20 protein-coding genes, 1 tRNA gene, 1 other RNA gene and 1 pseudogene are annotated in these 25,260 nt (G+C 45.5%); 14 read left to right on the top strand and 9 right to left on the bottom strand.

Features of this window, described 5'->3' with window-relative positions:
• Positions 1-64 precede the first annotated feature (64 nt).
• The 6 genes from murD (at position 65) to ssrA (ending at position 7,051) form a co-directional block, all read left to right on the top strand.
• Entirely contained in the window at positions 65-1,519 is a 1,455-nt protein-coding gene (murD, locus tag ACFQY8_RS05335; protein ID WP_377938856.1) for a UDP-N-acetylmuramoyl-L-alanine--D-glutamate ligase, read from the top strand.
• Positions 1,506-2,810, top strand: coding sequence for an FtsW/RodA/SpoVE family cell cycle protein (locus ACFQY8_RS05330; RefSeq protein ID WP_377938855.1), 1,305 nt, complete (start codon positions 1,506-1,508; stop codon positions 2,808-2,810). Before murD ends, ACFQY8_RS05330 begins: the two co-directional genes overlap by 14 nt.
• Before the next feature lie 35 nt (positions 2,811-2,845).
• Positions 2,846-4,030: a UDP-N-acetylglucosamine--N-acetylmuramyl-(pentapeptide) pyrophosphoryl-undecaprenol N-acetylglucosamine transferase gene (locus tag ACFQY8_RS05325; RefSeq protein ID WP_377938854.1), complete on the top strand. Its 1,185-nt coding sequence runs from the start codon at positions 2,846-2,848 to the stop codon at positions 4,028-4,030.
• Between the two features lie 24 nt (positions 4,031-4,054).
• Positions 4,055-5,560 carry a UDP-N-acetylmuramate--L-alanine ligase gene (murC, locus tag ACFQY8_RS05320; protein WP_377938853.1) on the top strand — a complete coding sequence of 502 codons (1,506 nt, stop codon included), beginning with the start codon at positions 4,055-4,057 and terminating at the stop codon, positions 5,558-5,560.
• Positions 5,547-6,578, top strand: a complete 1,032-nt coding sequence (locus ACFQY8_RS05315) for a cell division protein FtsQ/DivIB (protein WP_377938852.1) — start codon at positions 5,547-5,549, stop codon at positions 6,576-6,578. The genes murC and ACFQY8_RS05315 overlap by 14 nt, the downstream gene beginning before the upstream one ends.
• A 72-nt stretch (positions 6,579-6,650) precedes the next feature.
• Positions 6,651-7,051: a transfer-messenger RNA gene (gene ssrA, locus ACFQY8_RS05310) on the top strand.
• Between the two features lie 70 nt (positions 7,052-7,121).
• Here ssrA and ACFQY8_RS05305 read toward each other — a convergent pair.
• Together ACFQY8_RS05305 and ACFQY8_RS05300 are read right to left on the bottom strand one after the other, a co-directional pair.
• Positions 7,122-8,297, bottom strand: coding sequence for a DUF3825 domain-containing protein (locus ACFQY8_RS05305; RefSeq protein WP_377938851.1), 1,176 nt, complete (start codon positions 8,295-8,297; stop codon positions 7,122-7,124).
• A 198-nt stretch (positions 8,298-8,495) separates the two neighbouring features.
• The gene (locus ACFQY8_RS05300) at positions 8,496-8,957 is read right to left on the bottom strand and encodes a hypothetical protein (RefSeq protein ID WP_377938850.1); all 462 of its coding nucleotides are present in this window, start codon (positions 8,955-8,957) and stop codon (positions 8,496-8,498) included.
• Between the two features lie 148 nt (positions 8,958-9,105).
• Between ACFQY8_RS05300 and ACFQY8_RS05295 the strand changes: the two are divergent.
• A pseudogene (locus ACFQY8_RS05295) lies at positions 9,106-10,223 on the top strand (IS30 family transposase).
• A gap of 83 nt (positions 10,224-10,306) precedes the next feature.
• On the top strand, positions 10,307-11,878 hold the full coding sequence (locus tag ACFQY8_RS05290) for an LPXTG cell wall anchor domain-containing protein (protein WP_377938849.1): 1,572 nt from the start codon (positions 10,307-10,309) through the stop codon (positions 11,876-11,878).
• A gap of 205 nt (positions 11,879-12,083) precedes the next feature.
• Here the strand turns inward: ACFQY8_RS05290 and pcp are convergent, their stop codons facing one another.
• Both pcp and ACFQY8_RS05280 read right to left on the bottom strand, forming a co-directional pair.
• Complete coding sequence (gene pcp / locus ACFQY8_RS05285; RefSeq protein ID WP_377938848.1) at positions 12,084-12,698, bottom strand: pyroglutamyl-peptidase I; 615 nt, start codon at positions 12,696-12,698, stop codon at positions 12,084-12,086.
• Between the two features lie 112 nt (positions 12,699-12,810).
• On the bottom strand, positions 12,811-15,474 hold the full coding sequence (locus tag ACFQY8_RS05280; protein WP_377938847.1) for a multicopper oxidase domain-containing protein: 2,664 nt from the start codon (positions 15,472-15,474) through the stop codon (positions 12,811-12,813).
• A 255-nt stretch (positions 15,475-15,729) separates the two neighbouring features.
• On the opposite strand from ACFQY8_RS05280, the gene ACFQY8_RS05275 reads away from it, so the two are divergent.
• On the top strand, positions 15,730-17,067 hold the full coding sequence (locus ACFQY8_RS05275; RefSeq protein ID WP_377938846.1) for a Na+/H+ antiporter NhaC family protein: 1,338 nt from the start codon (positions 15,730-15,732) through the stop codon (positions 17,065-17,067).
• Here ACFQY8_RS05275 and dtd read toward each other — a convergent pair.
• Positions 17,051-17,563, bottom strand: a complete 513-nt coding sequence (gene dtd, locus ACFQY8_RS05270) for a D-aminoacyl-tRNA deacylase (protein WP_377938845.1) — start codon at positions 17,561-17,563, stop codon at positions 17,051-17,053. The two genes, ACFQY8_RS05275 and dtd, sit on opposite strands and share 17 nt — an antisense overlap.
• A gap of 72 nt (positions 17,564-17,635) precedes the next feature.
• On the opposite strand from dtd, the gene ACFQY8_RS05265 reads away from it, so the two are divergent.
• Positions 17,636-18,223: a thymidine kinase gene (locus ACFQY8_RS05265; protein WP_377938844.1), complete on the top strand. Its 588-nt coding sequence runs from the start codon at positions 17,636-17,638 to the stop codon at positions 18,221-18,223.
• Between the two features lie 22 nt (positions 18,224-18,245).
• Here the strand turns inward: ACFQY8_RS05265 and ACFQY8_RS05260 are convergent, their stop codons facing one another.
• Together ACFQY8_RS05260 and ACFQY8_RS05255 are read right to left on the bottom strand one after the other, a co-directional pair.
• Positions 18,246-18,662, bottom strand: coding sequence for an HIT family protein (locus ACFQY8_RS05260; protein WP_377938843.1), 417 nt, complete (start codon positions 18,660-18,662; stop codon positions 18,246-18,248).
• Between the two features lie 76 nt (positions 18,663-18,738).
• Positions 18,739-19,680: a cell filamentation protein Fic gene (locus tag ACFQY8_RS05255; protein WP_377938842.1), complete on the bottom strand. Its 942-nt coding sequence runs from the start codon at positions 19,678-19,680 to the stop codon at positions 18,739-18,741.
• 217 nt (positions 19,681-19,897) lie between these two features.
• On the opposite strand from ACFQY8_RS05255, the gene ACFQY8_RS05250 reads away from it, so the two are divergent.
• Complete coding sequence (locus tag ACFQY8_RS05250) at positions 19,898-20,785, top strand: potassium channel family protein (protein ID WP_377938841.1); 888 nt, start codon at positions 19,898-19,900, stop codon at positions 20,783-20,785.
• A 19-nt stretch (positions 20,786-20,804) separates the two neighbouring features.
• Here ACFQY8_RS05250 and ACFQY8_RS05245 read toward each other — a convergent pair whose 3' ends face one another.
• Both ACFQY8_RS05245 and ACFQY8_RS05240 read right to left on the bottom strand, forming a co-directional pair.
• A complete protein-coding gene (locus tag ACFQY8_RS05245) occupies positions 20,805-21,179 on the bottom strand; it encodes a winged helix-turn-helix transcriptional regulator (protein WP_377938840.1) in 375 nt (124 codons plus the stop codon).
• A gap of 64 nt (positions 21,180-21,243) precedes the next feature.
• Entirely contained in the window at positions 21,244-21,864 is a 621-nt protein-coding gene (locus ACFQY8_RS05240; RefSeq protein WP_377938839.1) for an NADPH-dependent F420 reductase, read from the bottom strand.
• Positions 21,865-22,130: 266 nt separating this feature from the next.
• On the opposite strand from ACFQY8_RS05240, the gene ACFQY8_RS05235 reads away from it, so the two are divergent.
• From ACFQY8_RS05235 to ACFQY8_RS05225, 3 genes are all read left to right on the top strand, one after another.
• Positions 22,131-22,206 (top strand) — tRNA-Gly (locus tag ACFQY8_RS05235).
• 59 nt (positions 22,207-22,265) lie between these two features.
• Positions 22,266-23,237, top strand: a complete 972-nt coding sequence (locus tag ACFQY8_RS05230; RefSeq protein WP_377938838.1) for a diacylglycerol/lipid kinase family protein — start codon at positions 22,266-22,268, stop codon at positions 23,235-23,237.
• Between the two features lie 144 nt (positions 23,238-23,381).
• On the top strand, positions 23,382-25,205 hold the full coding sequence (locus tag ACFQY8_RS05225) for a glycosyl hydrolase family 28-related protein (protein ID WP_377938837.1): 1,824 nt from the start codon (positions 23,382-23,384) through the stop codon (positions 25,203-25,205).
• Positions 25,206-25,260: the final 55 nt, after the last annotated feature.

Genomic DNA, 25,260 nt, shown 5'->3' with positions numbered 1-25,260 from the left:
TTGAGCGTCGTATATATGTGTTGTACAAATGAGTAACGATATTAGGGTAGTGGAAAGAAAGAACATGGCTCATACATATCTGGTGGTTGGTTTAGGAGTATCCGGCACGAGTGTGGTCGATATGCTTACTGCACGAGGCGAGCATGTGCTTACTGCTGATGACAGTAAGCCCGCAGATTTTACAGTTGCGTATATCAATTCTTCGGACTTTTCTTTCTCATCTATTGACTATGTGGTGACCTCGCCTGGATTTAGTCCATCAACGCCCTTTATTGCATCCGCACATGCGGCTCATGTTCCTGTGATGTCAGATATCGAATTGGCGTGGCAGACTCATCAAGTGCAAACTAGCGCATCTTCTCAAGAAGACGGGCAGCGTTGGATCGGTATTACGGGGACGAATGGTAAGACCACGACCACTGAGATGACTGCTGCCATAATGAATGCTAGCCACGAGAAAGCTGTCGCTGTAGGAAATATTGGAAATCCTATAACAGCTGCAGTTGTGGACACGGGTGTGGACACTATGGTCATCGAACTCAGCTCTTTCCAACTGCATTACACCGACTCATTAGAGCTCGACTGTGCCGCAATTACGAACTTGGCGGATGACCATCTCGACTGGCACGGCGGATTTGATAACTATGCTCACGATAAGGCAAAAATATATCGTCGTGCTCGCCGTGTTGTAGTTTATAACGCTGATGATCAGTGTGTCGCACGCCTCGCTCATGATGCACAGCGTACAGGAGAGATTGGGGAACAGTGCCAGCTTGTAGGCTTCACATTACACTCTCCGAGTAGGGGATTGATAGGAGTGGAAGATGGCTGGATCATCAATCGTAGTGCGCTTTCTACGCGAGCAGAAAAGGTAGCGCAAATCAGCAGTTTCGTACATCTTACTGAGCCTGACGGGACAGTCTATCCGCATCTCCTTGCAGATGCTCTGTGCGCTTTGGCGCTTGCTCTTGGTGCAGGGGTAGACGAAGATGTAGCTATACAGGCGTTGCGAGATTTTGCACCAAGTGGTCACAGAATTCAAACAGTTGCTGTACTTGAGGGGCGACACGGCGAAGCTAATATTCGATTTGTTGACGACTCTAAGGCAACGAATGCTCATGCTGCCGCTGCATCATTGAGTACCTATCCAGAGAAGTCTGTCGTATGGATAGCAGGAGGACTCGCCAAGGGAGCTCACTTTGAGGAGTTGGTTGAGGCGCAGGCACATGTGATGAAAGCGGCCATTATTATCGGCAAAGATCAGACCTTAATGCGTGAAGCATTTAGTGCAAAGGCGCCGGATGTCCCACTGACTTTCATCGATCCGCATTCAGTATCAGTTGACTTACCTGTGATGAAGCAGGCAGTAGAAGCTGCAGGTCAAGTAGCAGACCCGGGAGATGTGGTACTTATGGCACCCGCGTGTGCTTCGATGGACCAGTTTGTGTCTTACGCTGATCGTGGGGACCAATTTGCCAAGTATGCGATTGAATGGGTGAATACGCATGCCAACAAATAGTAAACGCGATGTACCTAAAGGCATACTCGGCAAGTTTCTGAGTTTTCCTGACCGCTGTGTTGCTCATTTTACACGTGGATCGCGCCTTGAGCATACGGATGACCGTGACAGTAAGGATTATGCCGGGTGGAGATTTATCATGAATCCCGTGGCGAGCTACTGGACACTTGTCTTTAGTGTCGCTATCTTGACTGTTTTCGGTCTTGTCATGGTATATTCAAGCACTATCGCGAGGCTTGCAAGTGAAAATGAGCCTGTGTGGAAGGCGGCACTGCGTCAGGGAATCTATGCAGCTGTCGGTATAGTATTGCTACTCATCGTTCAAATACTTCCAAGCAAGGCTATTAAACGGTTCAGCTTTATTGCTGTTCTGGTAGCTATTGCGTTGCAAGCGCTAACGTTAACTCCGCTTGGAGCATCTGCCGGAGGAAACTCAGGATGGCTCATCCTTGGGCCGATTAGCCTTCAGCCTGCTGAAGTGATGAAGCTTGCTTTGTGCATCTGGTTGCCTCGTTCTCTTATTGAGAGTGCAAAGGAGCACGCGAAAAAACGCACGAATAAAAATGACATTCGCCCCTTTATATGGCCTATGGGTATTTTCCTCGTGTGTTTCTTACTTGTTATTTTAGGCAAAGATTTAGGGACAGCGATGATTGTGGCTCTCATTGGAGTCTTTGCTTTTTATATTTCTGGTTTTCCGCTCCTTGATCTCGGTATCGGAGTTCTCCTAGGATTTTCGCTCATCGCCCTTTTAGCAGTTTTTGGGAACTCGAATCGAATGAATCGTATTCTTGCTACATATGGTGGGTGCTCGGCACGTGAGGCTGCTCAGGCTACGGGTATTTGTTTCCAGTCCTTGCATGGAGACTATGCCTTGGCGACTGGAGGAATTTTCGGTGTGGGAGTTGGCAATTCTCGTGAGAAGTGGAGCTACCTTCCTGCTGCTGATAATGACTATATTTTTGCAATTATCGGCGAAGAGTGGGGCTTCATCGGTGCAGTGGCAGTTATAGCAGTCATTGCCACACTTTCATGGGCACTAATTAATTTGTCTTTGCGGCATCAAAATATGTATATGCAGATTGTTCTGATGTGCTTTACCGTGTGGTTTACGGGACAGTCATTTATCAACATTGCCGTCGTCCTTGGTGCGCTTCCTGTGATGGGACTACCGCTGCCGTTTATTTCTTCCGGTGGTTCATCACTTATTATGTGTCTGATTGGAGCAGGTGTGTGTATACGGCTAGGACGCGAGCAGGAGGATGTCAAAGCTTCGCTTGCACGCGCATAGTATACAAGTAGAATGGGTACGTCATAATGGAGATTATGGAAACTTCACAGCCAATTCATGTCGTTCTTGCTGGTGGCGGTACTGCGGGACACGTCAACCCATTGCTTAGTATTGCTCAGAAAATTCGTGAGATTGAGCCGACAGCTTGCATTAGCGTTATCGGTACGGCGCAAGGGCTTGAGGCTGATTTAGTTCCACGTGCAGGTTTTGAATTGGATACGATTGACAAAGTAGCTTTCCCTCGTACTCTCAACGCGGCAACTTTTACCTTTCCTGTGCGCTTTGTGAAACAGTTAAATGCGGTACGAGAGATTCTTACGCGCAGACAAGCAGATATCGTCGTGGGCGTAGGTGGCTATGCATCCGCGCCAGCCTACGTACAAGCACATCGTATGGGTATCCCCTTTGTGATTCATGAGCAAAATGCTTCCGCTGGAATGGCAAATAAACTTGGGGCTCGATGGGCTCATTTTGTCGGCTTAACATACGATGATTGTGGGATTAAACCTTCGAATGACTCCCAGGTTATGCGCGTGGGATTGCCGCTACGCGAGGTCATCGCTCAGCGTGCGCATGCGCTAGAGGTTGACCGTGCTGCTACAAAATACACCGCGGCGCAAGAATTAGGACTGGACCCTGAGCTTCCTATAGTTGCTGTAACTGGTGGATCACTTGGTGCTTTAAGCATCAATACGGCGGTGGCAAATGCAAGTCGCGAGTTACTGTCTCATGCGCAAGTCGTTCATCTGACGGGTCGAGGAAAAAGTGAGCATGTCAAAAAGATTGTATCCGCGATGGCTGGAACGAAGGTTATAAGTGGCTTAGGCAGCACTGATGGTGACTATCATGTCAGCGAATATTTTGAAGGTATGGATGCTGTCATGGCAGCTGCCGATCTTGTCATCTGCCGTTCAGGAGCGGGTACTGTTGCTGAACTTACTGCACTAGGAATTCCAGCGGTCTACGTTCCTTTGCCTATTGGCAACGGTGAGCAGCGATTAAACGCTCTTCCCGTCGTAGAAGCTGGTGGTGGCATTATTGTGCCAGACTCAGAATTGTCCGATGTGTGGATTGAGCATAATGTCATCCCGTTGCTTTCTGACACTGATAGATTGCGCGCGATGGGGAAGGCGGCGTGGAACTATGGTAAGCGCGACGCGGCGCAGTTCATGGCGCAGAAGACTTTAGACATCGCACATCAGTACAAGACACGCGCATAGGGCTTTATGGATAAAGGAGAAATAATGAATCGCATAGTTCTTGATCCTACGCATCAGCCGATTGACTACGCACAGATTGATATTCGTCATTGGAATCGCGTGCACTTCATCGGCGTAGGCGGGGCTGGTATGAGTGTACTTGCTGAGATGCTTCTTGAAGAAGGCGTAGCTGTTTCTGGGTCTGATGCAGCCCGGAATGCAAAGACACAGCGTTTGGAATCTCTTGGCGCGACCGTATATGAAGGTCAAGAGGCTTCACATGTCAATGGTGCCTCTATCGTCGTGTATTCGTCGGCAATTAAGCCTGATAATCCTGAGATTGTGAGCGCATATGAGCAGGGGATTGTTGTGATGCATCGCTCTGATATCCTCGCTACGCTTATGGCGCATAAGTATGCCATCACTGTAGCTGGAGCTCATGGTAAAACCACAACGAGCGCTATGATTTCTCAAATTTTTGTATCCGCAGGTCACGGCGAACTCGCAGATCCAAGTTTTGCAATTGGCGGGTCGATACATACTCCAGAAGGCTTACATGATGGTGGTCACGCCGGGAAAGGTTCGGTGCTTGTTGCGGAGGCGGACGAGTCGGACGGCAGCTTTGAAAAGTATCGTCCACAGCTCGCTGTGATTACAAATGTAGAGCCTGATCATCTCGACCATTATGGTTCTAAGGAGGCTTTTGCTCAGGCATTTATAGAGCATGCTATGCACGCGACGGAGCACGTGATTGTCTGCGGAGATGATTTAGGTGCGTTAAGCGTCGTACGATCTATGAGTGACGATGTTCGAAAAGCTGCGATTGTATATACCACGGATGAAACATTAGAGCTTCCTTTTGCACAGGTTGTCACGATTCATGCGGACAGTAGTACTGCTGATGATGGGGGACAGGATTTCTCTGTGAGCTGGCCAAAGCGTCTTCATGACGAGCGAATACATGTGCACATTCGGGTACCTGGACTCCATAATGTGCGCAATGCTACTGCAGCATTGATAGCTGCAATCATGGCGGGTATAGATGCTCATGATGCCGCACGGGCGTTAGATGATTTTCGTGGAGCTGCACGACGTTTCGATATCAAAGACGTCGTCAACGGCATAGCAGTCGTAGATGATTATGCTCACCATCCGACAGAGGTTTCTGCACTGATGAATGCTGCGCGAGCACGCTATCCACACAGCCGTATTCGTGTTCTTTTCCAACCACATCTATTCTCGAGAACGCACTATTTCGCTTCTGAGTTTGCTCGTGCACTTTCACTAGCAGATGAGGCTATTGTGACGGGTATTTTTCCTGCACGCGAATTCCAAAAGGACTGGCCTGAGGTGAGTGCCCAGACAATTGTCGATGCAGCACGAGCTGAGGGAATCAATGACAAGCGTATTGTGGCGATAGAGGATATGAATGTAGCAGCATCACAACTTGCTCATACTGCGCGACCGGGCGATGCGATCTTTACTGTCGGAGCAGGCTCTATTACCAAGATGGCAGACGCTATAGTGGAGCAACTTCATGAACGATTCTAAGCCTCGTACCGTGCGAAGTTCACGAGAATCCCATGATGATTATGCCGAGCATTCATCTCGTGAGTTGCACAAAGCTCCGCGTACCCGCCAAACACGCGTAGTGCGCGCCTCTGTGCTTTCTTCTACTCCTTCATCTCAATTCCATGCAGATGAAAAGAGTGATGTGAACAACGTTGACATCGTCGATGCTCAGCAGCTTAAACCAGAAAATGAAAGTTTTATAGACAGTACACGCACAAGTCAGCTTAAACCACGACGCAAAGTTGTAAATATCAAGAAACGCGCGGCTGAGGCGAGACGTGCACGTTGGCAGTATTGGCTCATTCGCATTGGCATTACCGTCGGCACTGTACTCGGGGTGATTTTTGCAGTATGGGCATTGATTTTCTCTCCATTGTTGAAATTGCAGGCGCAGGAGATTCGCGTCATTGGTACACATACGTGGGTGCAAGTCGCACAGGTTCAGAAATATACGACTCCAGAAGTAGGAAAATCACTCATCGTCATCAACGATACTGACATTGCTAAGAAAATAGATGATATTCCGGGAGTTGCAAGTGTGAAGGTAGATAAGCAATTCCCTCATGGTCTTCAAGTCACGGTGACTGAAGAGACTCCAACGGTGATACTTCATGTACGTGATTCTCGAACGTACGTAGCCGTAGATTCTAAGGCGCGGCAAATTGCTGTGAAAAATGCTACTACACAAGGTGTGCCGGTTATTGAAGTAAAAACAATTCGCAATGCTCTCAAAAGTCAAGCCGTAAAACAAGCAATTGCAGTACTTGCAGCGTTAAAAGCTGAGTATCGCACAATTATTACTCACGTTACAGCGGATACTCAGGATTCTGTGACTACCGTCATGAGTAATGGATATACAGTGATGTGGGGCGACTCGACTTCGATGGAGACGAAGCAGAAGGAAGTCGACCAAATCATCCAACAGCTTAATAATGAAAATGAGCACGGTGGTCGTATTGACGTCTCTGCGCCAAGCAGACCAATCGTAAAACAGTAGCGAAAGACTCATGGAACGTGTACTATATATAAGGCAAGTCACGTGCGCTTGCAGGGTTTTATAACTCAATAAGGGGTCGAAAAGGTTTCGACGGTGATCTGTTCGTCATAGAGAAGCGTGTCGAGAATGCAGGGGTCCACTCGTTAACGTGCCACCTGTACCAAATAAGTGCTAAATCTAATCGCACTGAGTTTGCACTCGCTGCCTAAGCTTCGCGCTAGGATTAACCAGCTGAGTTTCAACTCCGTTCACTCTCTCATGTCTTTGGGGAGAAGCTGAGCGTCGTTTAAAAGACTTGCCTAAGGCTTTGAGTTTCAGGAAGCTTTAGGGACTTTTACTGCAACTATGCCTGCAAACCGTGGTTTGCGACGACGTTTGGGGCAGAAAAATAGCCATCTGGCCAGCAAACTACACACGTAGAAGGCTATGAGTGCGATTACCGGACCCGGGTTCGATTCCCGGCGGCTCCACTTAATATACAACAAATCCTCTCCTGATTTTATTCATATTCAGGGGAGGATTTTGTCGTTCCAATCGCAGCAATTACTCATCGAGAAGTAAATCTTCGTCTTCTGAGTAGCGATACGTATCTGATGTACTAAGCCAGTCACTGTCAGGTCGCGCAATCAGACGTGCGTTGTTATAGGCCATATTCATGGTGATAATCGTTTGTCCGAGATATGCTCCTGATTCAGTAAGCTCAGCAACTAGTGCTACATCTGGCTTGTCATCATCAGTCAAATCAAGTGGAAGTAAGATGCACATCACATTTCGTGAAGGATAGAATGCTGGCACGGCTGTCTTATAATTCCATTCAACGCGTTTGCGTGCAAGCTCAATCGCATCGTCAAGTCGATTCATCAGACGACGTTTTACACGAGAATCATCCTGAATAATATCCTCAAGCTCCTCGAATGCTGCTTTTCTCTCTTGTGAGTTTGGAGATGAATATGCGGTTTTAAGTAGATTCTGCGCTTCCTGAACATTACGCATTTCATCGGCTAAGAACTCATAAGGTAGACGATTAATATTATCAAGCAGAATATGGTCAGTATCGCGTTCGAATGGTGCATCAGTATCGAAGAGTAAATCCTCTTTTCGAGCAAAATAGCTAGCGCGCTGGGGTAGTGGGTTGAATGTAGCTACTAGCTTTTTACCCCACTGACGTGAACCTGCTTTACAGAAATCTTGGAACTTCCACTTCTTATCTTCATCAATTGCTGTAAAGCATGCGTAGATTGGCTCATATGTTCGATTTACAAGACCCGTGTTGAAGGCGCAAATTCCTTTTTCTCGATTAATTTGGACTTTGTCTTCTTGCTGTAAACGGTAAAAAGTATATGTTAAATAACTCTTAAGAATCGTATGTTTTGGAGTTAATTTTTTCCCAACCGTTGCGATGTCCCATTGTTCAGGAAGTGCCAATCCTGCGAGCTTTTCAAGTACAATTGCCCAGTTCCCCATAACTGCCCATTCGCTGAGAGCATTTGAGTGAGTTTTCTTCTGGAAAACACGCGTATTGACATAACTTACTACCCACTCTTTAGGATTTGGGATGTTCATCGTTGCATAACTGTCACGTTTCTTAATAGAAATTTCAATTGGAGTTTTCGAGTCGTCGCGCATGATGCTGATTGGAAAAATTACTTTGCCCTCATAATAGCGTATTGCGTCTTCGTTTTTAGCATTGTCCCAATCACGATCAAGTAGCGCATCCACGTTGATATTGTTTCCTGCACTGTCACGAAGTTGACTACTCCAACGCTCACCAATCCATACAAGAGATGTGAAACGTTCTTTACTATCGAGGAGCTCCTCAATGAGCTCCTCGGGAAGAGCACCCTGAGCGTAGTCGTTAGTAGCTTTAAAAGCGGCGATGGAAGCATAGTCAACGTCTGGTAGTTCAGAGTACTCCTGCTAACTTTGTACTGTATCTGTCGTAAAGACTGGATGGGAATATGCGACCTGTAAGCGAGTTAAATCAGGAATATATGAAATAAACCACAGTAGACCGCTTAAATCATGCGACTCGTGATTACGACGGATAGATATATCGAGCGGAATTCCAGAACTAGTTGTGTAATGTATAGGGAAGCTCACACTTGTTTCATCATGCATGTAATAGATGCCCTGTGCAAATGCTTCTTCCCAGTCAGCTTGTAGATACGACTCAATATCGATACCTGCTGGATATATTTTACTCAGACGCGTGCGGGCATCATAGGTTATTTTTGCAAAGTCAGCAAGGCGCGGTTTAAACTCCTCACTGAATATTTTGGGAACAGGCGCTTCAATATATTTACGTAGCGTCTTTGCCGAATCAATAATCTCTTTTTCTTCGTCGGTGAGAATATAAGTGAAGGAAGTTGAAGAAACCATAGAATACTCCTTTATTCATATGATATTTGATTAATATATTAATGTCCTAAATTCTGGTTTGGAGTGTGACCTTTCATTTTGTAGTGTTGGTAATGGAAAAAAGAAAAACAACACTACTGACGAGTTAACAGAAAGAATTGCACTCCATATGTCACAGTATACGCATATTTGCAAGAAGGAGCGTGTATTAATCGAGTCCACGCGATACGCGCAACACCGTACTCTATCAGTGATATAGCACGCCAGCTTAAAAGGAGTAAATCCACCATTAGTCGAGAACTACACCGTGGGCTGTGGTTTGTATCCAACGATGGATAACTCGTATCGTCCGTATAAACCCGCAGGCTTACAAACAGACCTATGGACGCATGAGCCTTTTTACATGACAGATACAGCTCAACGTAAAGCAGACCAGAGAGCGAAGAATAGTCGTAGGAAACCACGACTCAACACGTGTGACCAGCTTTAGAGAATTTGTCATAGATTCCTTAAGAAAAGGGGTCACAGTCCCCCAGCTATCAGTAGACGATTGAAATATCAGTACCCTGATAATCCAGTGATGAGGATGAGTACACAGAGTGTGTATCAGTGGATTCACAGCCCTGTTATGCGCTCAAAGAAGCTGTGACAGTATTTAGCTTGCCACCACAAGAGCAGAAAGAAGAAATACTCCAGAACTCGCACAAGGCCTCGTATCCCCTTGAAGGTATCTATCAGTAAACGACCATGTACAGTTGATTCTCGCCGTGAGTTTGGACACCGGGAATCCGATACCGTCGTGGGACTAAGATAGACGAGTGTGTGTATGAATACACAAGTCGAACGAGTCAGCCACAAACTTATTGCCACGTTGATTCCGGATAAGAGTGCGGTTTCTACGATGAGGGCGGAATACGAAGTATTCTCCCAGCTTCCACCTCAAGCACGGCTTACTCGTACGTGGGATAACGGGACTGAAGCAAGTCTGCATCATGTGGTGAATGAGGCGTTAGGGATGCTGTCGTATTTTGCTGACCTATACTCGAGTTGGTAGCGTGGGTCGTACGAGAATAGGAATAAACAGTTACGCCGGTATCTTCCAAAGAAAACACACCTTACCACACTATCAGCCAGGAAGAGCTTGATACGTGTGTAGACCAGATTACAACACCCCGTTGAAAGTTCTGAGGTATATGACTCTTAACGTGGTGTTCGAGCAAAACCTCGCTACAATATTAGAAAACAACACTACCCAATCCCAGTGTTGCACTTCAAACCAGAACCTGAGCGTCCTGCAGTTTTGCTACAGTATGCAGCAAACAGCGTTGTGCTGAATTTTATCGAGAAACGATAGGTTAGGGAGTACTGTTTTGAAAAAAGTCAAAGCAGCAATCGTCGCGGTGCTGACATTATGCATGACAGTGGGTATAGCATCGACTGCTTATGCGGCGGATACGTTAAAGACAATTTATCCGAACGAGATGCGTATGAATGGCACCGAAGTTACAACGAATAACGGCTACGAGTTCTACAACTACGTAACGTCGAACGGTGACCGTTCCTCGAATGGTAGCGCAGATACGTATGCGGGCGTGAGCACTGACAAGATGATTTACAGCTCCGTCGCTAATGGAGCTGACATCTTTGATATCGACCGTGCGAACGATATTGTCTACCATGTCAATCTCAAAAATACGGACAACACGCAGAAGAACGTCAGCCTGAATATCTACATGGCAAATGTTCTTGACGGCAAGAAGAACCACAACGAGCTGAAGGTTGATACTTCCCGTGTTTCCGGGGATTTGCTTGGCACGAGTGTGGATGCCTCTCTGCCAATCCGCTACTACTTCACCGACGGTACGAATGTGGCACGTCAAGATGTGCTCAATGGTACAGTCGCGCCAGATTGGAGCACGCTGAAGGAAGTCCACGTCCAAGGACAGCTTCTAGCTGGAACGTCTGTGGAGCTTAAGATTCCACTCAAGTACGTGGAGACCAACTCAGCGTGGGACACTTCTACAAATTTGCAGGTTCGCGATTATTCCGCACGTCCATACAAGTTCATCAATCTCAACCTTGTCGGTGTCCGCGGGAATAAACAGATCAGTGATCTTATGACTAACAAGGTCCTCGGGACGATTGCCAAGGGCAACGGAACATATGAAGTTATCAGCGACCCTGAGTTGCAAGATGCGATGCCACTGGCATCCGAAGACTTCATCAAGTTCTCCATTTGGCACCAACTTCAGGTAGATACCGTTGATAAGTATGCTACGGATAAGGTGACGAACTACACGACGAGTAACTACGCGATCAAGACCGACCCAATCAATGCAAAGGTAAACTCACTCGGATATGTGACGCAGGTCGACAGTACTCGAGTTATGCCAGTCTTGCGCTATAACCATAGTGCTACTGCGGCGTTCGTCGATGAGAGTGGAAAGCCAGCAGCCCCTGCAAGAGATCAGGCGTTCTACGTGTCTATGCACAAGGTTATCAGTGCTGAGAAAGAAGTTACGCTTCATGTAAACGATACATTTGATGCTGCGACATACTATCTCGGCGGTAAAGATCCTATCACTAACACAACAATTAACTATGCTAACTTGAATGTTACTTCCGATGTAAACATGTCAGAAGCTGGTGAATACACCGTTGTCTACCATTACACCCTGCAGGATGGCACGACGGTTTCTCGCACGATGAAGGTCAAGGTTGTTGGTGACACAAAGCCTCAGCAGCCATCGACTCCTGAGCATGAGGCATCGCACGAGACCACAACGGTGACGCCTACGACAAAGCATAGCGCAACCGAATCTAAGGAGCTTCCTCGCACTGGTAGCAACAGCATGAGCATCGGCATATTTGGTGCTCTTGTATTCCTTGGTGGTGTGGCACTTATCGGAGCTGCGGTATACAGAAGAAAGCATATGATGTAGCACGTGTAGTAGTACAAGCTATATCTAGCTAGCTAGAGGGCTGTCTAGTCGTGATGATTAGACAGCCCTCTAACGCGTTATTCGATAGAATAGGGGCAGATATAAAGCGCTGAGAGTGCGAAAAGCAATGACAATAGAGCTTTACTGCTGACTATGCATACAGCGCAGATTGTAGAACAGGTAGAGCAGCATTCGCCGTACCTCTTTACGCAAGTTCCTTGACAATCGTTTCGATAGCAAGCGTCAAACCGCGGACATCATCATCCAGAGATAAAGATGGCATGCCGGGTTTGTCTACTACTTGCTGCGGTAAGAATGGAATATGAATAAATCCTGCTTTGAGCTGTGGATACTCGGTAGACCGCAAAAATTGTGCTTCATACATGACGTGATTACACACGTAGGTACCTGCAGTAGTAGAGATGTAAGACGGTATGTCTGCCTTCTTTAGTGTTACACATATCTTTTTGATGGGTAACTGAGTAAAATATGCATTTTCGCCCTCACGCTCGATAGTTTCCTCATGAGGCTCATAGCCGGCATTATCTGGGATCGAAGCATCGTCAAAATTGATAGCCACAAGCTCAGGAGTGATACCACTGCGACCGCCAGCTTGACCGACAGAGAGTACAATGTCAGGGCAGTACTGTGCAATCGCTGTGCGTAATTTCTCGCGCGAGGATTTAAACTCGGTGGGAAGTTGAAGCTTAATAATGTTCGCGTTGGAGATGGTGCTATCTAATCGAGACACCGCTTCCCACGACGGGTTTATCGTTTCTTTAGCAAAAGGGTCAAAACCGGTGATAAGTACTGTAATCATACCTTGTATATACCAGTTCTTTCTTACTCAGGTGAGTTTGCGTCTCACAAAAATTTAAGCTCTCTATAGTGTCATGCACAAAAACCTAGGTAGATACCGCTCTTATGGTCATCTACTGCGCTTCGCTAATGTGGATAATTCCGTGAGCTCCTTTTTCAGCGTACGAAGCAATATGGTTGAGGAACGTGTAGTCGCCAGGATAGGAGAAAACAGTTTCGACGAATCCTCCTTGCGATGCCATGAGATCAAGAGTTTGAGAGCCTAAGCCTGCTTGGCGATTTACTGTATAAGCTCCTTCCTTCCATATCGTGTCAAACTGTGCTCCAACGATGTGAAACGCAAGAGGAATATTAGGTCCGGCATTGAGAATCCAGAAACGTACTCGCTCGCCAACTTTTGCGTCAAGAGGATGCGCGTCATACTGATATGCCCGCCCGTTGAAAGAAACGATATCAGGTTGGATATGAGATAGTTTTGTCGTATCTGCGGTGCCACCGGGGGAGCTAAGATACTGGTCAGACTGCACGAGAACGTACTCATGGTCCACCTGCGCAAGTCCATCTTTTGGCTCGATGATTACTGCGCCAATCATGCCATTTGCCATGTGCTGACTCATCGGCATATTTGAACAGTGATATAGCCAAATTCCCATACGTTGTGCAGTGAAGGTATAAATACGGGATTTTCCTGGTTTAATAAGCCCCATGAGATTTTGCGGGTTCCCATCTAATCCTGCGTGAAAATCAACGTTGTGTTCCATGTGAGTTTCATTTTTTACGGTGACATGGAATGTATCACCTACGGTTCCACGAATGGTAGGAGCTGGGGTGGAATCGTTGTATTGCCACATTTTTTGTGCGAAATTATCAGTAATTTTCACGGTGTTCTCATGAATGGTAAAAGTGACATCATGCTGGGAAGGCTGCGGAAGTACTGCACTGTGAACAGAGGTCTTTTGCGCGTAATTTTTAAGCTCTGACTGCGTAGGAAGATGAGATGACTGCGTAGCAGAGGAGCTTGAGGTCTGAGAATTTTGCGTACTGCCAGTGACATAAATCCAGAAGTCCATGCCCATTTGTTTATGTCCCGGCAATGAACACCAACCTTCCGTATTTTTGGTGAGAACTCCGAGGCGAACTTTTGTTGATTGGTGCGCGCCGATTGTCTTACCTACGACTCCATTTGAGAATACAACGTTGTGAGATTGAGAATCGTTGTTTATAAAAGTGACAGTCACATCGTCACCCGTAGAAACAGTAAAAGATTTTTTGTTGAAACTCATATCGTGCGCTACAAGTGTAAGCGTAATCTTTCGACCAGAGGCGACCGTAGAGGATGAAGTGTGAGAAGTGTCCAATGAGCTATGCTGAGCAAGATCTGGACGAACTGTAGAGATTACAATGCATAATATCGTCACAATGACAGTAAGAGTGGTCGCAGTAGCAGAGATTGTCATGAGATGTGCATGTACTGGGTCGTTTTCAAGAGCAGTCTTTCGACCGATGCGACTGTGCGTTTCATGCCGTGTCGGAATTGGCGTCCGGTGGTGTGCGGATTGTGAAACAGATCGAGATACGTTTCGATGACCACTGCGACGACGACGAATCACGCCCCACACTGCAGAGCCGATAATGCATAGCATCAGCGCAAATACGGCGATTATGCTGACGAGGTCTCCACTCTTCCATACGAGAGTATTGTTAATAATCGCACCTATAAGTCGGAGAAGTACGCCAGCATTAAGTAGTAATAAAGGTAGGAAGAACACTGGAGAATAAGGCAGACCTCGTCGTGTGATAGCAGGGACAATAATGCTCACATGTGCAATGACCATGGAAACAGTAAATCCAAGAGCAATGGCATGTATAGCTACATCAGCAAACAAACTTCCTGAACCAACAGGAACAAAGATCCAAATCAGCGCCGCGGTAAGACCCCAAAAATAGGCAAGAAGCATGCTGCGACCCATAAAACCAGTAAAGCGAGGAAGCTTGAACGTGCGGATTGCAGTGTCGTTGTAAAGCATGATGCACAGAAGAAATCCCATATTCACACCCAAAGCGACATAACCGATTGTCGTATCAAAATACAGCACGCACAGTGATACGAGATTTGTGATACTCAAGCCAATGAGTGCTGGCTCCACCCACGGAGCAACGAAAGCGACGTGAGAAAGCTCCAATCTTTCGCCGATGATAGAGAGCACAAGGAAGATGAGCCACCATGGCGTGGCGCGAGCAGCGCTTACGCCATATGCCCAGATGAATGCTCCTAGAACTCCAGCAATAGCCGCAAGAAGTTGAATAAGGACAGAAATAGAGTGTTGCCTCTTCCAAATAGCCACATAGACACAGCTCAGTGCAATCATGTGAGTAGTCCACACAACGCCAGGTATGACCCACCATCCGAGAGCTGTCCCTGGAAGTGTCGAAACGCCGAAAACGAGTTCCGTAAGAATGCATATACTGCCGAGAACGCCAAGAGCAGGAGCTACAAAACCCCAGCGAGGCTTCGTTGCGCCGCCGGTTTGGAAAGCGACAGCACGCTCCAAACTGATTGCAGTACCTAAGAAGCCAAAAATCATCAATGGGCCGTGTACATCTGCAAAAGGAGCACGGGACGTCACAACGCCGAGTGATGATCGGTTAATTGCAGACAGTGTACCGAGGACTACCGCGACGCCAACCATGATAAGAAGTACAACTCTCCACTTGGGCAGAGGAACAAGTGCATTCGTTTTACGCATAGCTGGGGAAGTAGCATTTTTTTCACTCATGTCTCCCATACTGCCACGTAAAGTAAGCATTGAAAAGACCTCAACACGCAAAGGTATACACAAAATACGCGTACAGGAACGTGCAAAAAGCACACAAAAGAGGAAACCAAGAGCGGAATTGCTATAAATTTAATTGACCTTGTGCTATAGAAACTTCAGAATCTGAAACTGCGCGTTGCACTGACTATGAGGTCTACCATATCTATCAGTTGTTATTTATGAGATACCTAGTAAGAAATCATATGGAGTGAGTGAATGGAAGAGAAAAAGCCAAGCCTGTCTGCTCTGATACCTGTTGCAGTATTCCTTATCATCTATCTTGGCGCGGGTATCTATTTTGAATATATTCATCCCATCAAAGGGCACAATGGTTTCTACGTCATGTCAGTAGTTGTGTCTTTCTTTGTAGCGTTGATTGTGGCATTAGTACAAAATCGCGCTCGCAGTTTTGAAGAGAAGATTCGTATTTGTGCGCAAGGTATAGGCGATGAAAATATCACTATCATGATTTTTATCTTCATCGCTGCAGGTGCTTTTAGTGGTATTGCTCAGGCAGCCGGCGGCGCACAATCAACTGCAAATGTGTTGCTGAACGTTATTCCTGGACGTTTTGCTCTGCCGGGCATGTTTCTCATCGCCTGTTTAATTTCTATGGCTATGGGCACGAGCGTGGGTACTATTTCTGTGCTTGTCCCTATTGCCTTTGGCATTTCACAGCATATGGGAATCTCGGTTCCTCTTGCTGTTGCGACAGTTATAGGTGGAGCGATGTTTGGCGACAACCTATCGTTCATTTCTGATACCACCATCGCAGCTACGAAGAGTCAAGGCGTGAGCATGAGAGATAAATTCCTCGTGAACTTTAAGATAGCTCTTCCTGCTGCTATCGTCACTTTCGCAATTTTAGTTTTTATATCGTTGCAGGGTGGGACAGGGCAGGCACATCATTATGACTTTAATTTTTGGCAAGTTATCCCTTATATCGTTGTACTTATCGCAGCACTCGCAGGTGTTAATGTTTTTGCTGTACTATGTGCCGGGATTGTACTCTTTGGTATTGTAGGTTTAGCGACAGGATCCCTAACTGTGGTAACCATGCTTCAATCCCTAAAGGATGGAACCGCTGGTATGAGCGAGACGATTCTCGTAGCTATTCTTGTAGGTGCGATAGGAGCGTTGATAAAGTCTAATGGCGGTTTTACGTGGATTCTGAACTTTGTGAAGAAGCACTTCAATGGTCACATCGGTGGAAGTTTCGGCATCGGTTTGCTCACTTTAGTTATGGACATTGCTACTGCAAATAATACTGTGGCTATCGTTATGTCTGCGCCAATCGCGAAAGATATTGCTACAGAATTTGACATTGACCCACGCAAGGCTGCATCATTACTTGATGTCTTCTCGTGCATAGGACAGGGAATTATTCCTTATGGTGCTCAGCTTCTCATTGCGGCAAGTTTAGCAAAAATTTCGACAATTTCCATCATACCGTTCCTGTTTTATCAGTTCTTGTTACTCATATGTGTCATTATTTCTATCTTTGCCGTCAAAAGTAAGGGGGAGCCTACCCGGGAAGCTACTTCGGCTGTGTAAGGGGCATCATCATCTTTGTGTCGATTAGGATAGTGACCGGGCCGTCATTGACGAGTTGCACATTCATGTGCGAGCCGAAAATGCCGGTTGTCACAGGAATATTGTAGGTATCGCGGAGCTCATTATTGAGCATCGTCCAAATTTTCTGAGCATGATGTGGCTCACCTGCATCGACAAAACTTGGACGGTTGCCTTTACGAATATCTGCGTACAAAGTGAATTGCGAGATAGACAAGATAGAGCCTTCGACATCTTTAATACAAAGGTTCATCTTATCGTTGTCATCCTGGAAAACGCGCATGGCTGCTATTTTTCGTGCTGTCCATGCTACGTCTTCGCTCGTATCAGCATTTTCTACGCCGATGAGGAGAACGAAACCTATACCAATTGATCGTTCTGATTCAGGTTTGGCATTGAAACTCAATGTTTCGGGATTACTCTTATCGGGATTGATAGTGACAGAGGCACGAGATACTTTTTGAAGAACGATACGCATGTGATTTAGTGTAGCGCACACTAGAACGTGGTGTCTGCGAGCTGATAGCCTGTTAGAAGTATATTGGTGTGCATGGCACAATTGTACTTTCGTTACGGAGCGATGAATTCCGGCAAGACCATCGACATCTTGAAGACGAAACATAATTATGAAGAGCAATTCAAGCATGTCGTATGCTTGACACCTGTGATGGATACGAGAGCAGGAGAGGGGATTATCTCGTCGCGCATAGGTCTCAAGGCTGAGGCACAAATTATTCGTCCCGATGATACGTTTGAAGATATTGTGTCTTATGTGATAGTTGATGGGGTGACTCCTCAGTGCGTACTTGTTGATGAAGCGCAATTCTTGTCGAGAAAAAATGTGCATGAGCTTGCTCGTATCGTCGACGAGTACGGCATTCCAGTTATCTGCTACGGACTCAAGAATGACTTCGCAAATCATCTTTTTGAAGGTACAGCTGAACTATTACTTTTTGCAGATAAAATCGAAGAAATTAAAACTATCTGTTACTATCCTCAATGCAATCATAAAGCTATCATGAATGCACGTTTCATTGACGGACATCAGGTTACTGAGGGCGAGCAAATCATGATAGGAGACAGTGAATACCACTCGGTATGCCGTAGGCATTACTTCCATCCGCCGGTAGAAGGCTAGATAAATAGTGAAAAGTAAATGCCTATGGTCGCATCGTCAAGATTTGTTCGCCCTCATTGAGGTCGTACGAATGTGTCTGAGAAAATACATCGGAAAGGGCTGAAAGACTATCGTCATTTTTTCTCGGAACAATGTGTATATGAAGATGAGGAATGGATTGATTTGCTACTTCATTGCAGGCACTCAGTACGGTGATGCCGTCGTAACCACAGTCGTTTATGTAATGGTTTGACACTAATTTCACTGTATGCATGACGTGTCCAAGAGTTTCATCTGTGGCAGTTAGGATGTTGAGCGTATGTATTTTAGGGATAACAAGAGTGTGCCCATATGAGTATGGATTGATATCGAGAAAGGCGATTGTGGAGCTGTCTTCATAGATAATATGTGCTGGCATTTTATGATGTGCAATGGTGCAGAACATACAAGTATTCGTCATAGACAAATATTATCGCAGTAATACTGATTGACACTATCGACTCACAACTTATTCTAGGGAGGAGCGCAAGCTTTACTTACTCGATCTTCTTCCAACAGTTTTCTTTCATGAACTTTGCAATGGTTAAAATATCCTCACCATCATAGTAATGAACGAGCAATTCTTTGAAACGTGGAACCTGCTTTTCGGGAATGACGAGGAATCCGCCCGCATGCGCGATAAGATAATGATTTGCAAAAATAACAGATGCACGCTTATTCCCGTCAAGGAATATCTGGGTCTTCATGCAATATAAACACAACTCGATAGCGATATCTATTGCGCTCTTTGTGCTGTGAACAATTGATTGTATATTCTCTTTTACTTCATGCTCCTGAGGGATTGGAGGAACGTAAAATGCTCCGCCTATCGTTACCGGTACACCGCGAATGCGGTCGCCGTTGTAAAAGAACCCTTCATTGATAAGTCCAGCGATGTGGCTGAGCATATAATAATCTGTCCGACTTGAAATTACATCATGGTCGAGAATGAACTCCCAGGCATGTTTCAAATTGAGAATCTTCTGTACGTCAGATGCTGATACGCCTGAAACCTTACCATTTTCAATGATTTCCTCAGTTTGTGGGAACGATGTTGCTACACCTTCAAGTACTGCTTGATCGTAAATGTTTGACTTCATATTAGTTCGAGCAAAGGCAATATTAGTGAGTACTTCATTCGATAAATTATCGCCTGAATACCCTATCTGTGTCAGTTGGCTTTCGATGTGCCGTATTTGTTTCCGAAGTTCGCGTGCTTCGCGTGCATTGCGTAAGAGCAAATTATAGAGTTCATCGGAATAAATTCCGATGTAGGTGGATGTTTGTTTTCCTGCTACTCGTTTACGGGTATAGAGATATTTCCCGCCGTTGCGTTCCTTAATTTCTGGATTGCCGTCATAGGGGAGTAAACGGAGACGTGCATTCAAATCTGCGCGAGTAGTCAGTAACTCTTGGACTTCATCATAAGAAACAGCCATCTTTATTTCCTTAAAATTGGGGAGCATTTCTATGAGTATTTTACTGGTTTTGCTCCCCAATTTGAGTGTATTGTTTTCGCTGAATGTGTTGATATAGTTGCTTTTGCCAGTATTCCGACTATCTATATCAATTCGCAAAGTCCAAAGAACCTGTGTGCTGCACACACTGGAATCCACATGAGGAGAGTATGACTCATGGCAGCGTAGAATGAAGAGTATGAATCGACTTCAGCTGTATTATTTTATAGAGCCAGACGCTGATCAGGATGTATCACTCTATGACCGTGTGATGTTGGTCATTATTATTTTGAGTCTTGTGCCGCTCATGGCAAAGGGGTCTGTTCCTGAGTGGATGCACTGGCTTGATAAAGGTGCAACGGTTGTTTTTGTCGTTGACTATATTCTGCACTGGGCATGCGCTGATTTGGGAGAGTCTGAGCAGAAGCGTGGCTGGATGAGTTTTGTGCGATATCCGTTTAGGCTTCAGTCTATCGTCGATTTGCTGTCTATTCTCCCTGGATTTACTCCGATTAATCATGGTTTGCGTATTTTCAGGCTTTTTAGACTGCTACGCATAGTTCGTGGTTTGATGATTTTTAAGAATATACGGCGTCGTCGGTCTGTTGATTTGCTTGTTCAAGCTTTCAAAAAGCAGCGAGAATCTTTAGTTATCGTATTTATGGTCGCTATTGCATACATTTTTATTGCGGCGCTGGTTGTTTTTAACGTTGAGCCACAAACCTTTAGAACATTCTTTGATGCATTGTATTGGGCTACGGTGTCATTGACAACAGTGGGATATGGGGATATCTATCCCATTACAACTATCGGTCGTCTGTTTACTATGGTGTCGTCAATTATGGGTATCGCTATCATCGCTTTGCCGTCGTCTATCTTGACCGCAGATTTAATGTTGATTTTGAATGATTCTGATGACGATGAGTCAAATGATGTTCAATTGCCTGCACACACTGCTGGGCATGTGGTCATGGAGAGTGTGCACAGGCAAGTGAAGAATATGAACGATGACGAGGTGGCCTTGCTACTTCAGGAAATTCGTGAACGAAAAAATAATGCGATAAATGCTGAGCGTGATGCGCAATAATATACGCAATATTTGAGCATTACTCTGCTACGATAGCATCGTACTTTTCTCGATTTTCCATAATCTGAGGCATATACTGTAATACCCATTTTTCGACTTGAGATAGTGGCTTGAGCATATGGGTGCCAAGATCGGTGAGAGAGTATTCCACTCGTGGTGGAACTTCTGGAAGTTGTGTGCGCAAGATGAGTCCATCACGTTCGAGATTGCGTAGCGTTTGGGTGAGCATGCGGTTGGAAATACCTTCAATGCGTGATTGAAGTTGTCCAAAACGTAGTGGACCGTCGCTTAAAGAGACGATGATGAGTACACTCCACAAGTTGCCCACCTCACCAAGTACTTCGCGAGATGGGCATGCCTTGCTGTACGGATTAAATTCGATTGCGTTCTTCATAGTAATGAATATCGTACTTCATAGAATGTCAAAACGAAACCGAGTTCCGATAAGAGAGTAACGACTATTCAGTGACTACAGCAAAACCGCCGGTCCATGGAATTTGGTTTGTCATAGCAAGGTTGATTTGGAGTGCTCCGAAAGCTTCCATCTCATGAGCACGCTTCAAAGCGCCAGCATCGATAACTTTTAATCCAGCACCCTTGATGATAGAAGCAAATGTCTCTTTAGCCTCCGAGCTATCGGAAGCCATCATCACTGTTGTAGTCTGCCCGTGAACGTTTCCCATGCCGAGGGTTGCAGCGAAGTTGGTATTGAACGCTTTAATGACTGTGGACTGAGGGAGTGCGGTAGCAAATTTCTCTGCGGCAGAGGTAGTGGCAACGTCTGCTATAATATCGCCAGTTTGGAAGTCGAGTGGGTTAGTGACATCGACGACAATTTTGCCTGCAAATTGTGCTCCATGTTCGGCTATGACGGATTCAATTGCTTCATATGGAAGCGCGAGAATGACAATGTCACCTGTAATTTCGTCGCCTAAAGTGCCTGCGTGGACGTAATCAGAAATTGCTTGTGCTTTTTCGGTAGAACGGTCGAGTACCTGTACGTGTGCTCCAGACTTCAGTGCGATGCCTGCAACTGCACTTCCGATGTTTCCTGCGCCGATAATTGTTACGTTTGTCATGATATTTTCCTTTAAATGTGGGACGTGTTAACGTCGTTTTACGTTTATGATATGAGAGTAACACTCAAAACGAGAGTACTGCAAAGTAGCGGGATAGAGTTTCGCTATAAGCATAAACTCTCGAAATGAGAGTGTGGCAATTGTAGACCCTTGCGTACTCACTGCGCATTTATGATATGTCGCATAGTGCGACACTCATGGTTGGAAAAGTTGCGAATATCGACACCCTATATTATTCTTCTATTTTGTGCTTAAATGAGCACTGTGCGGACATAGCTTAGTTGGTAAAGCGCGACCTTGCCAAGGTCGAGACCGCGGGTTCGAGTCCCGTTGTCCGCTCCACCCAGCTGCCGGAGGGCAGCTTTTTTATTATTACAGCAAAGCATGCAGTGAGGGGATTTATGATGGGGCAGGTGCAGTACCACTTTATTGTGAATCCTTTTGGTGCTGCGGGGAGTGCTATGCGCACGTGGCATCGTGCGGAAAAAGCTGCGCAGAAACTCGGTATGAACTATGTCATGCATATGCCAACGGATACCTACTTCATCAAAGATATCGTACATGATCTTACCGATACTGATGTAGACACGTACATCATCATCGTTGGCGGAGATGGATCGCTCAATGCTGTAGTTAACAGTATTGTGAACTTTGATAGGACGTTTATTGGTTTCATTCCAGCAGGGACGGGAAATGATTTCGCACGCTCGTTAGCACTTCACGGAAGTCCTTTGCAGATACTGAAACGTATTGTAAAAAGTGAGAACGCGCATACTTTAGACGTTGGCAGAGCTACACTACACACGTGCTACGACGCTAATAACCGTAAACTCGAACTTTCCGATGTGGTTGTGTTGTTTAATAACGGTGCTGGAGTGGGATTTGATGCTCAAGTATGTGTCGGCGTTCGCGATTCAGTATGGACGTCAAGGCTTGGAACGATTGGACTGAGCAAACTGAGTTATCTCATGGTCGCCGTGGCGGAAATAATACATCATAAAACGTTCCAAACTCGCATCGATTGTGACGGCACCATTCAACATTTTGCAAATTCATTATTCGCAACGGTAATGAATGAGCCGTATCAAGGTGGCGGTTTTAAATTCTGCCCAGATGCTAGCCCTACTGATCACATGAGCGATGCATGTGTTGTAGACTCGTTGCGGCTCGGGGAGTTTGTACGAGTACTGCCACTCGCATTGATTGGTAAGCATACAACCTCAAAGGCTGTGGCGATGAGTCGTGGTGCTGTATACCACTTGAAGACTGATGAACCACAATGGTTCCAAACTGATGGGGAAGTAGAATACAAAACGGATGATGTAACGATTACAGTATTACCTCATAAAGTTCATTTTATGGGAATTCTCTAAGCAGAGCACTTGTGGACCGTCGACAAGAAACTTATCTATATCTGGTGGGACATACGAGGCGATATACGAAGATATAAAAATTCATTCTTGTTACACTGTTTGCGCTAATTCCAAACTATGGAAAAGGTCTACAGGAGGAAAAGCGTGAATAATACGATACGTACATGGATGAATGCGGGTCTTACCGTGCTCCTTGGTGCCGCGTTAGTTGCGGCTACGATGATCCCCATCGCTCATGCGGACAGTAAATCTTATGCTGCGCAGGATACACATGAATTCCCTATGAATAAGTATGGTGCACATATGCCCTATACGCGTTATGAAGCAGAAGATGCGCGCTTTGTTGGCGGAGTCACTCGTAAGTACGATGCGAGCATGGACCCCGAGAGTACTGAAGTAGAAGCTTCGTATCAGCAGTATATTGAGATGGAAAATGCTGGTGATGGTATATCTTTTGTTACTCAAAAAGAGGCAAATGCGATAGATGTACGTTTTACTCTTCCTGATACTGCAGATGGACAAGGTAAAACAGGATTGCTGCGTGTGAATGTCAATGGTGAGGATTTCGGTACGCTTTCTATTTCATCCCATTTTATGTGGCAGTACATGGAGGGAACGACTGTATACGATACGCAGAATGCGCAAGCAAGTCGTAAAGCACGGTTCCGTTTCGATGAAGTACGGCAGTTATATAACGGTAAGATAATTCCTGCCGGCGCGGTAGTGACAATTACAAAAGCAAATGACGATAATGTAAAGTATGGCATTGATTTTGTAGAGCTTGAAAAAGCAGAAAATCAGATTTCACAGCCTGATAACTCGTTGAACGTCACTGACTTTGGAGCACAAGCAGACGATTTTAACGATGACTTTGCGGCATTTGATGCAGCCATATATGCAGCAAGTACACAGCATAAAACGCTCTATATACCGCGAGGGCAGTTTAACCTTAGCAAGCGTCTCTATGTCAATACTGCCGGTCTGCATATCGTAGGTGCTGGGCAATGGTGGACTCACCTGAATTTCACGAGCTCACAGCCAGAACAGGGTGGATTCTTACTTGGCGCGGATACGAGCGATTTCCACGCATCTGATTTTTATATGGATTCAAATCTCACATCGCGCTACAACGAAAAAGCAGGATACAAAGCTTTCCAAGGAGTATTTGGTCAAGATTCTAGCGTGGAGAGAATCTGGGAGCAACACTTTGAATGCGGTGTATGGGCTACATCAGATACTGGTAGTGACGGCACGGTAAAGTACAATACGAATCTAAGTATTTCGCACTCGCGCATTCGCAATAATTTAGCAGACGGTGTTAATTTTACTAATGGAACGTCGTATTCTTCTGTGACTCAATCCAATATTCGTGGCAATGGCGACGATGGTCTTGCTATATGGCCTAACAACATCGGCGGTGCGCGAAATGCTGTACATGATACCTTGAGCTTCAATACTATTGAAAATGGGTGGAGAGCTGGAGGAATTGGTATATTTGGTGGCGATGCGCATACCATTGACCATAACCTTGTCAAAGATACATTTGCTGGTGCAGGGTTACGTTTTAATACTGTATTTGACGGGTATCAGTTCACGCAGAATAATGCAATAAACGTTACAAACAATTATCTCTTGACTACAGGTACCACAGCTGATTTAAGTGAGAAAAATCGCGGAGCAATAGACTTTGAAACTCTGAATCAGGAAATTAGAAATATAAATCTTGAGGGTAACCGAATTGAGAATTCGATGCAGTCTGCAGTGAATTTCACATACCTCTCTCAGGAGAAAAGCATATCTGGAATCCACTTCGCCCACACTGAATTTGTGTCGGGTGGTATAGCTCGATCAAGTGTGCTTGTCACATCAAGAGCGAATAATGTGAGTGCTGATTTTGACAATTCGATTTATACCCGTGTGGAAGGTGAGCATAAAGACTCGACTGTGACAGGTATCCATATCGACTAAATCAGCGAATAGATGTGTTTGCGGATATGAGTGTGGGGTTAGAAATCATATGAAT

Origin of the sequence: Alloscardovia venturai (genome assembly GCF_042676605.1) — a bacterium.
Classification (GTDB): domain Bacteria; phylum Actinomycetota; class Actinomycetes; order Actinomycetales; family Bifidobacteriaceae; genus Alloscardovia; species Alloscardovia venturai.
This window is presented reverse-complemented; position numbering and strand designations above follow the sequence as displayed.

Excerpts from the sequence above, each read along its gene's own strand:
- ACFQY8_RS05325 (WP_377938854.1), top strand. The coding sequence starts at position 2,846 with ATGGAAACTTCACAGCCAATTCATGTCGTTCTTGCTGGTGGCGGTACT.
- murD (WP_377938856.1), top strand. The coding sequence starts at position 65 with ATGGCTCATACATATCTGGTGGTTGGTTTAGGAGTATCCGGCACGAGT.
- ACFQY8_RS05250 (WP_377938841.1), top strand. The coding sequence starts at position 19,898 with ATGAATCGACTTCAGCTGTATTATTTTATAGAGCCAGACGCTGATCAG.
- ACFQY8_RS05265 (WP_377938844.1), top strand. The coding sequence starts at position 17,636 with ATGGCACAATTGTACTTTCGTTACGGAGCGATGAATTCCGGCAAGACC.
- ACFQY8_RS05280 (WP_377938847.1), bottom strand. The coding sequence starts at position 15,474 with ATGAGTGAAAAAAATGCTACTTCCCCAGCTATGCGTAAAACGAATGCA.
- ACFQY8_RS05260 (WP_377938843.1), bottom strand. The coding sequence starts at position 18,662 with ATGACGAATACTTGTATGTTCTGCACCATTGCACATCATAAAATGCCA.
- murC (WP_377938853.1), top strand. The coding sequence starts at position 4,055 with ATGAATCGCATAGTTCTTGATCCTACGCATCAGCCGATTGACTACGCA.
- ACFQY8_RS05275 (WP_377938846.1), top strand. The coding sequence starts at position 15,730 with ATGGAAGAGAAAAAGCCAAGCCTGTCTGCTCTGATACCTGTTGCAGTA.
- ACFQY8_RS05255 (WP_377938842.1), bottom strand. The coding sequence starts at position 19,680 with ATGGCTGTTTCTTATGATGAAGTCCAAGAGTTACTGACTACTCGCGCA.
- ACFQY8_RS05300 (WP_377938850.1), bottom strand. The coding sequence starts at position 8,957 with ATGGTTTCTTCAACTTCCTTCACTTATATTCTCACCGACGAAGAAAAA.
- ACFQY8_RS05315 (WP_377938852.1), top strand. The coding sequence starts at position 5,547 with ATGAACGATTCTAAGCCTCGTACCGTGCGAAGTTCACGAGAATCCCAT.
- ACFQY8_RS05230 (WP_377938838.1), top strand. The coding sequence starts at position 22,266 with ATGATGGGGCAGGTGCAGTACCACTTTATTGTGAATCCTTTTGGTGCT.
- ACFQY8_RS05330 (WP_377938855.1), top strand. The coding sequence starts at position 1,506 with ATGCCAACAAATAGTAAACGCGATGTACCTAAAGGCATACTCGGCAAG.
- ACFQY8_RS05240 (WP_377938839.1), bottom strand. The coding sequence starts at position 21,864 with ATGACAAACGTAACAATTATCGGCGCAGGAAACATCGGAAGTGCAGTT.
- ACFQY8_RS05245 (WP_377938840.1), bottom strand. The coding sequence starts at position 21,179 with ATGAAGAACGCAATCGAATTTAATCCGTACAGCAAGGCATGCCCATCT.
- pcp (WP_377938848.1), bottom strand. The coding sequence starts at position 12,698 with ATGATTACAGTACTTATCACCGGTTTTGACCCTTTTGCTAAAGAAACG.
- dtd (WP_377938845.1), bottom strand. The coding sequence starts at position 17,563 with ATGCGTATCGTTCTTCAAAAAGTATCTCGTGCCTCTGTCACTATCAAT.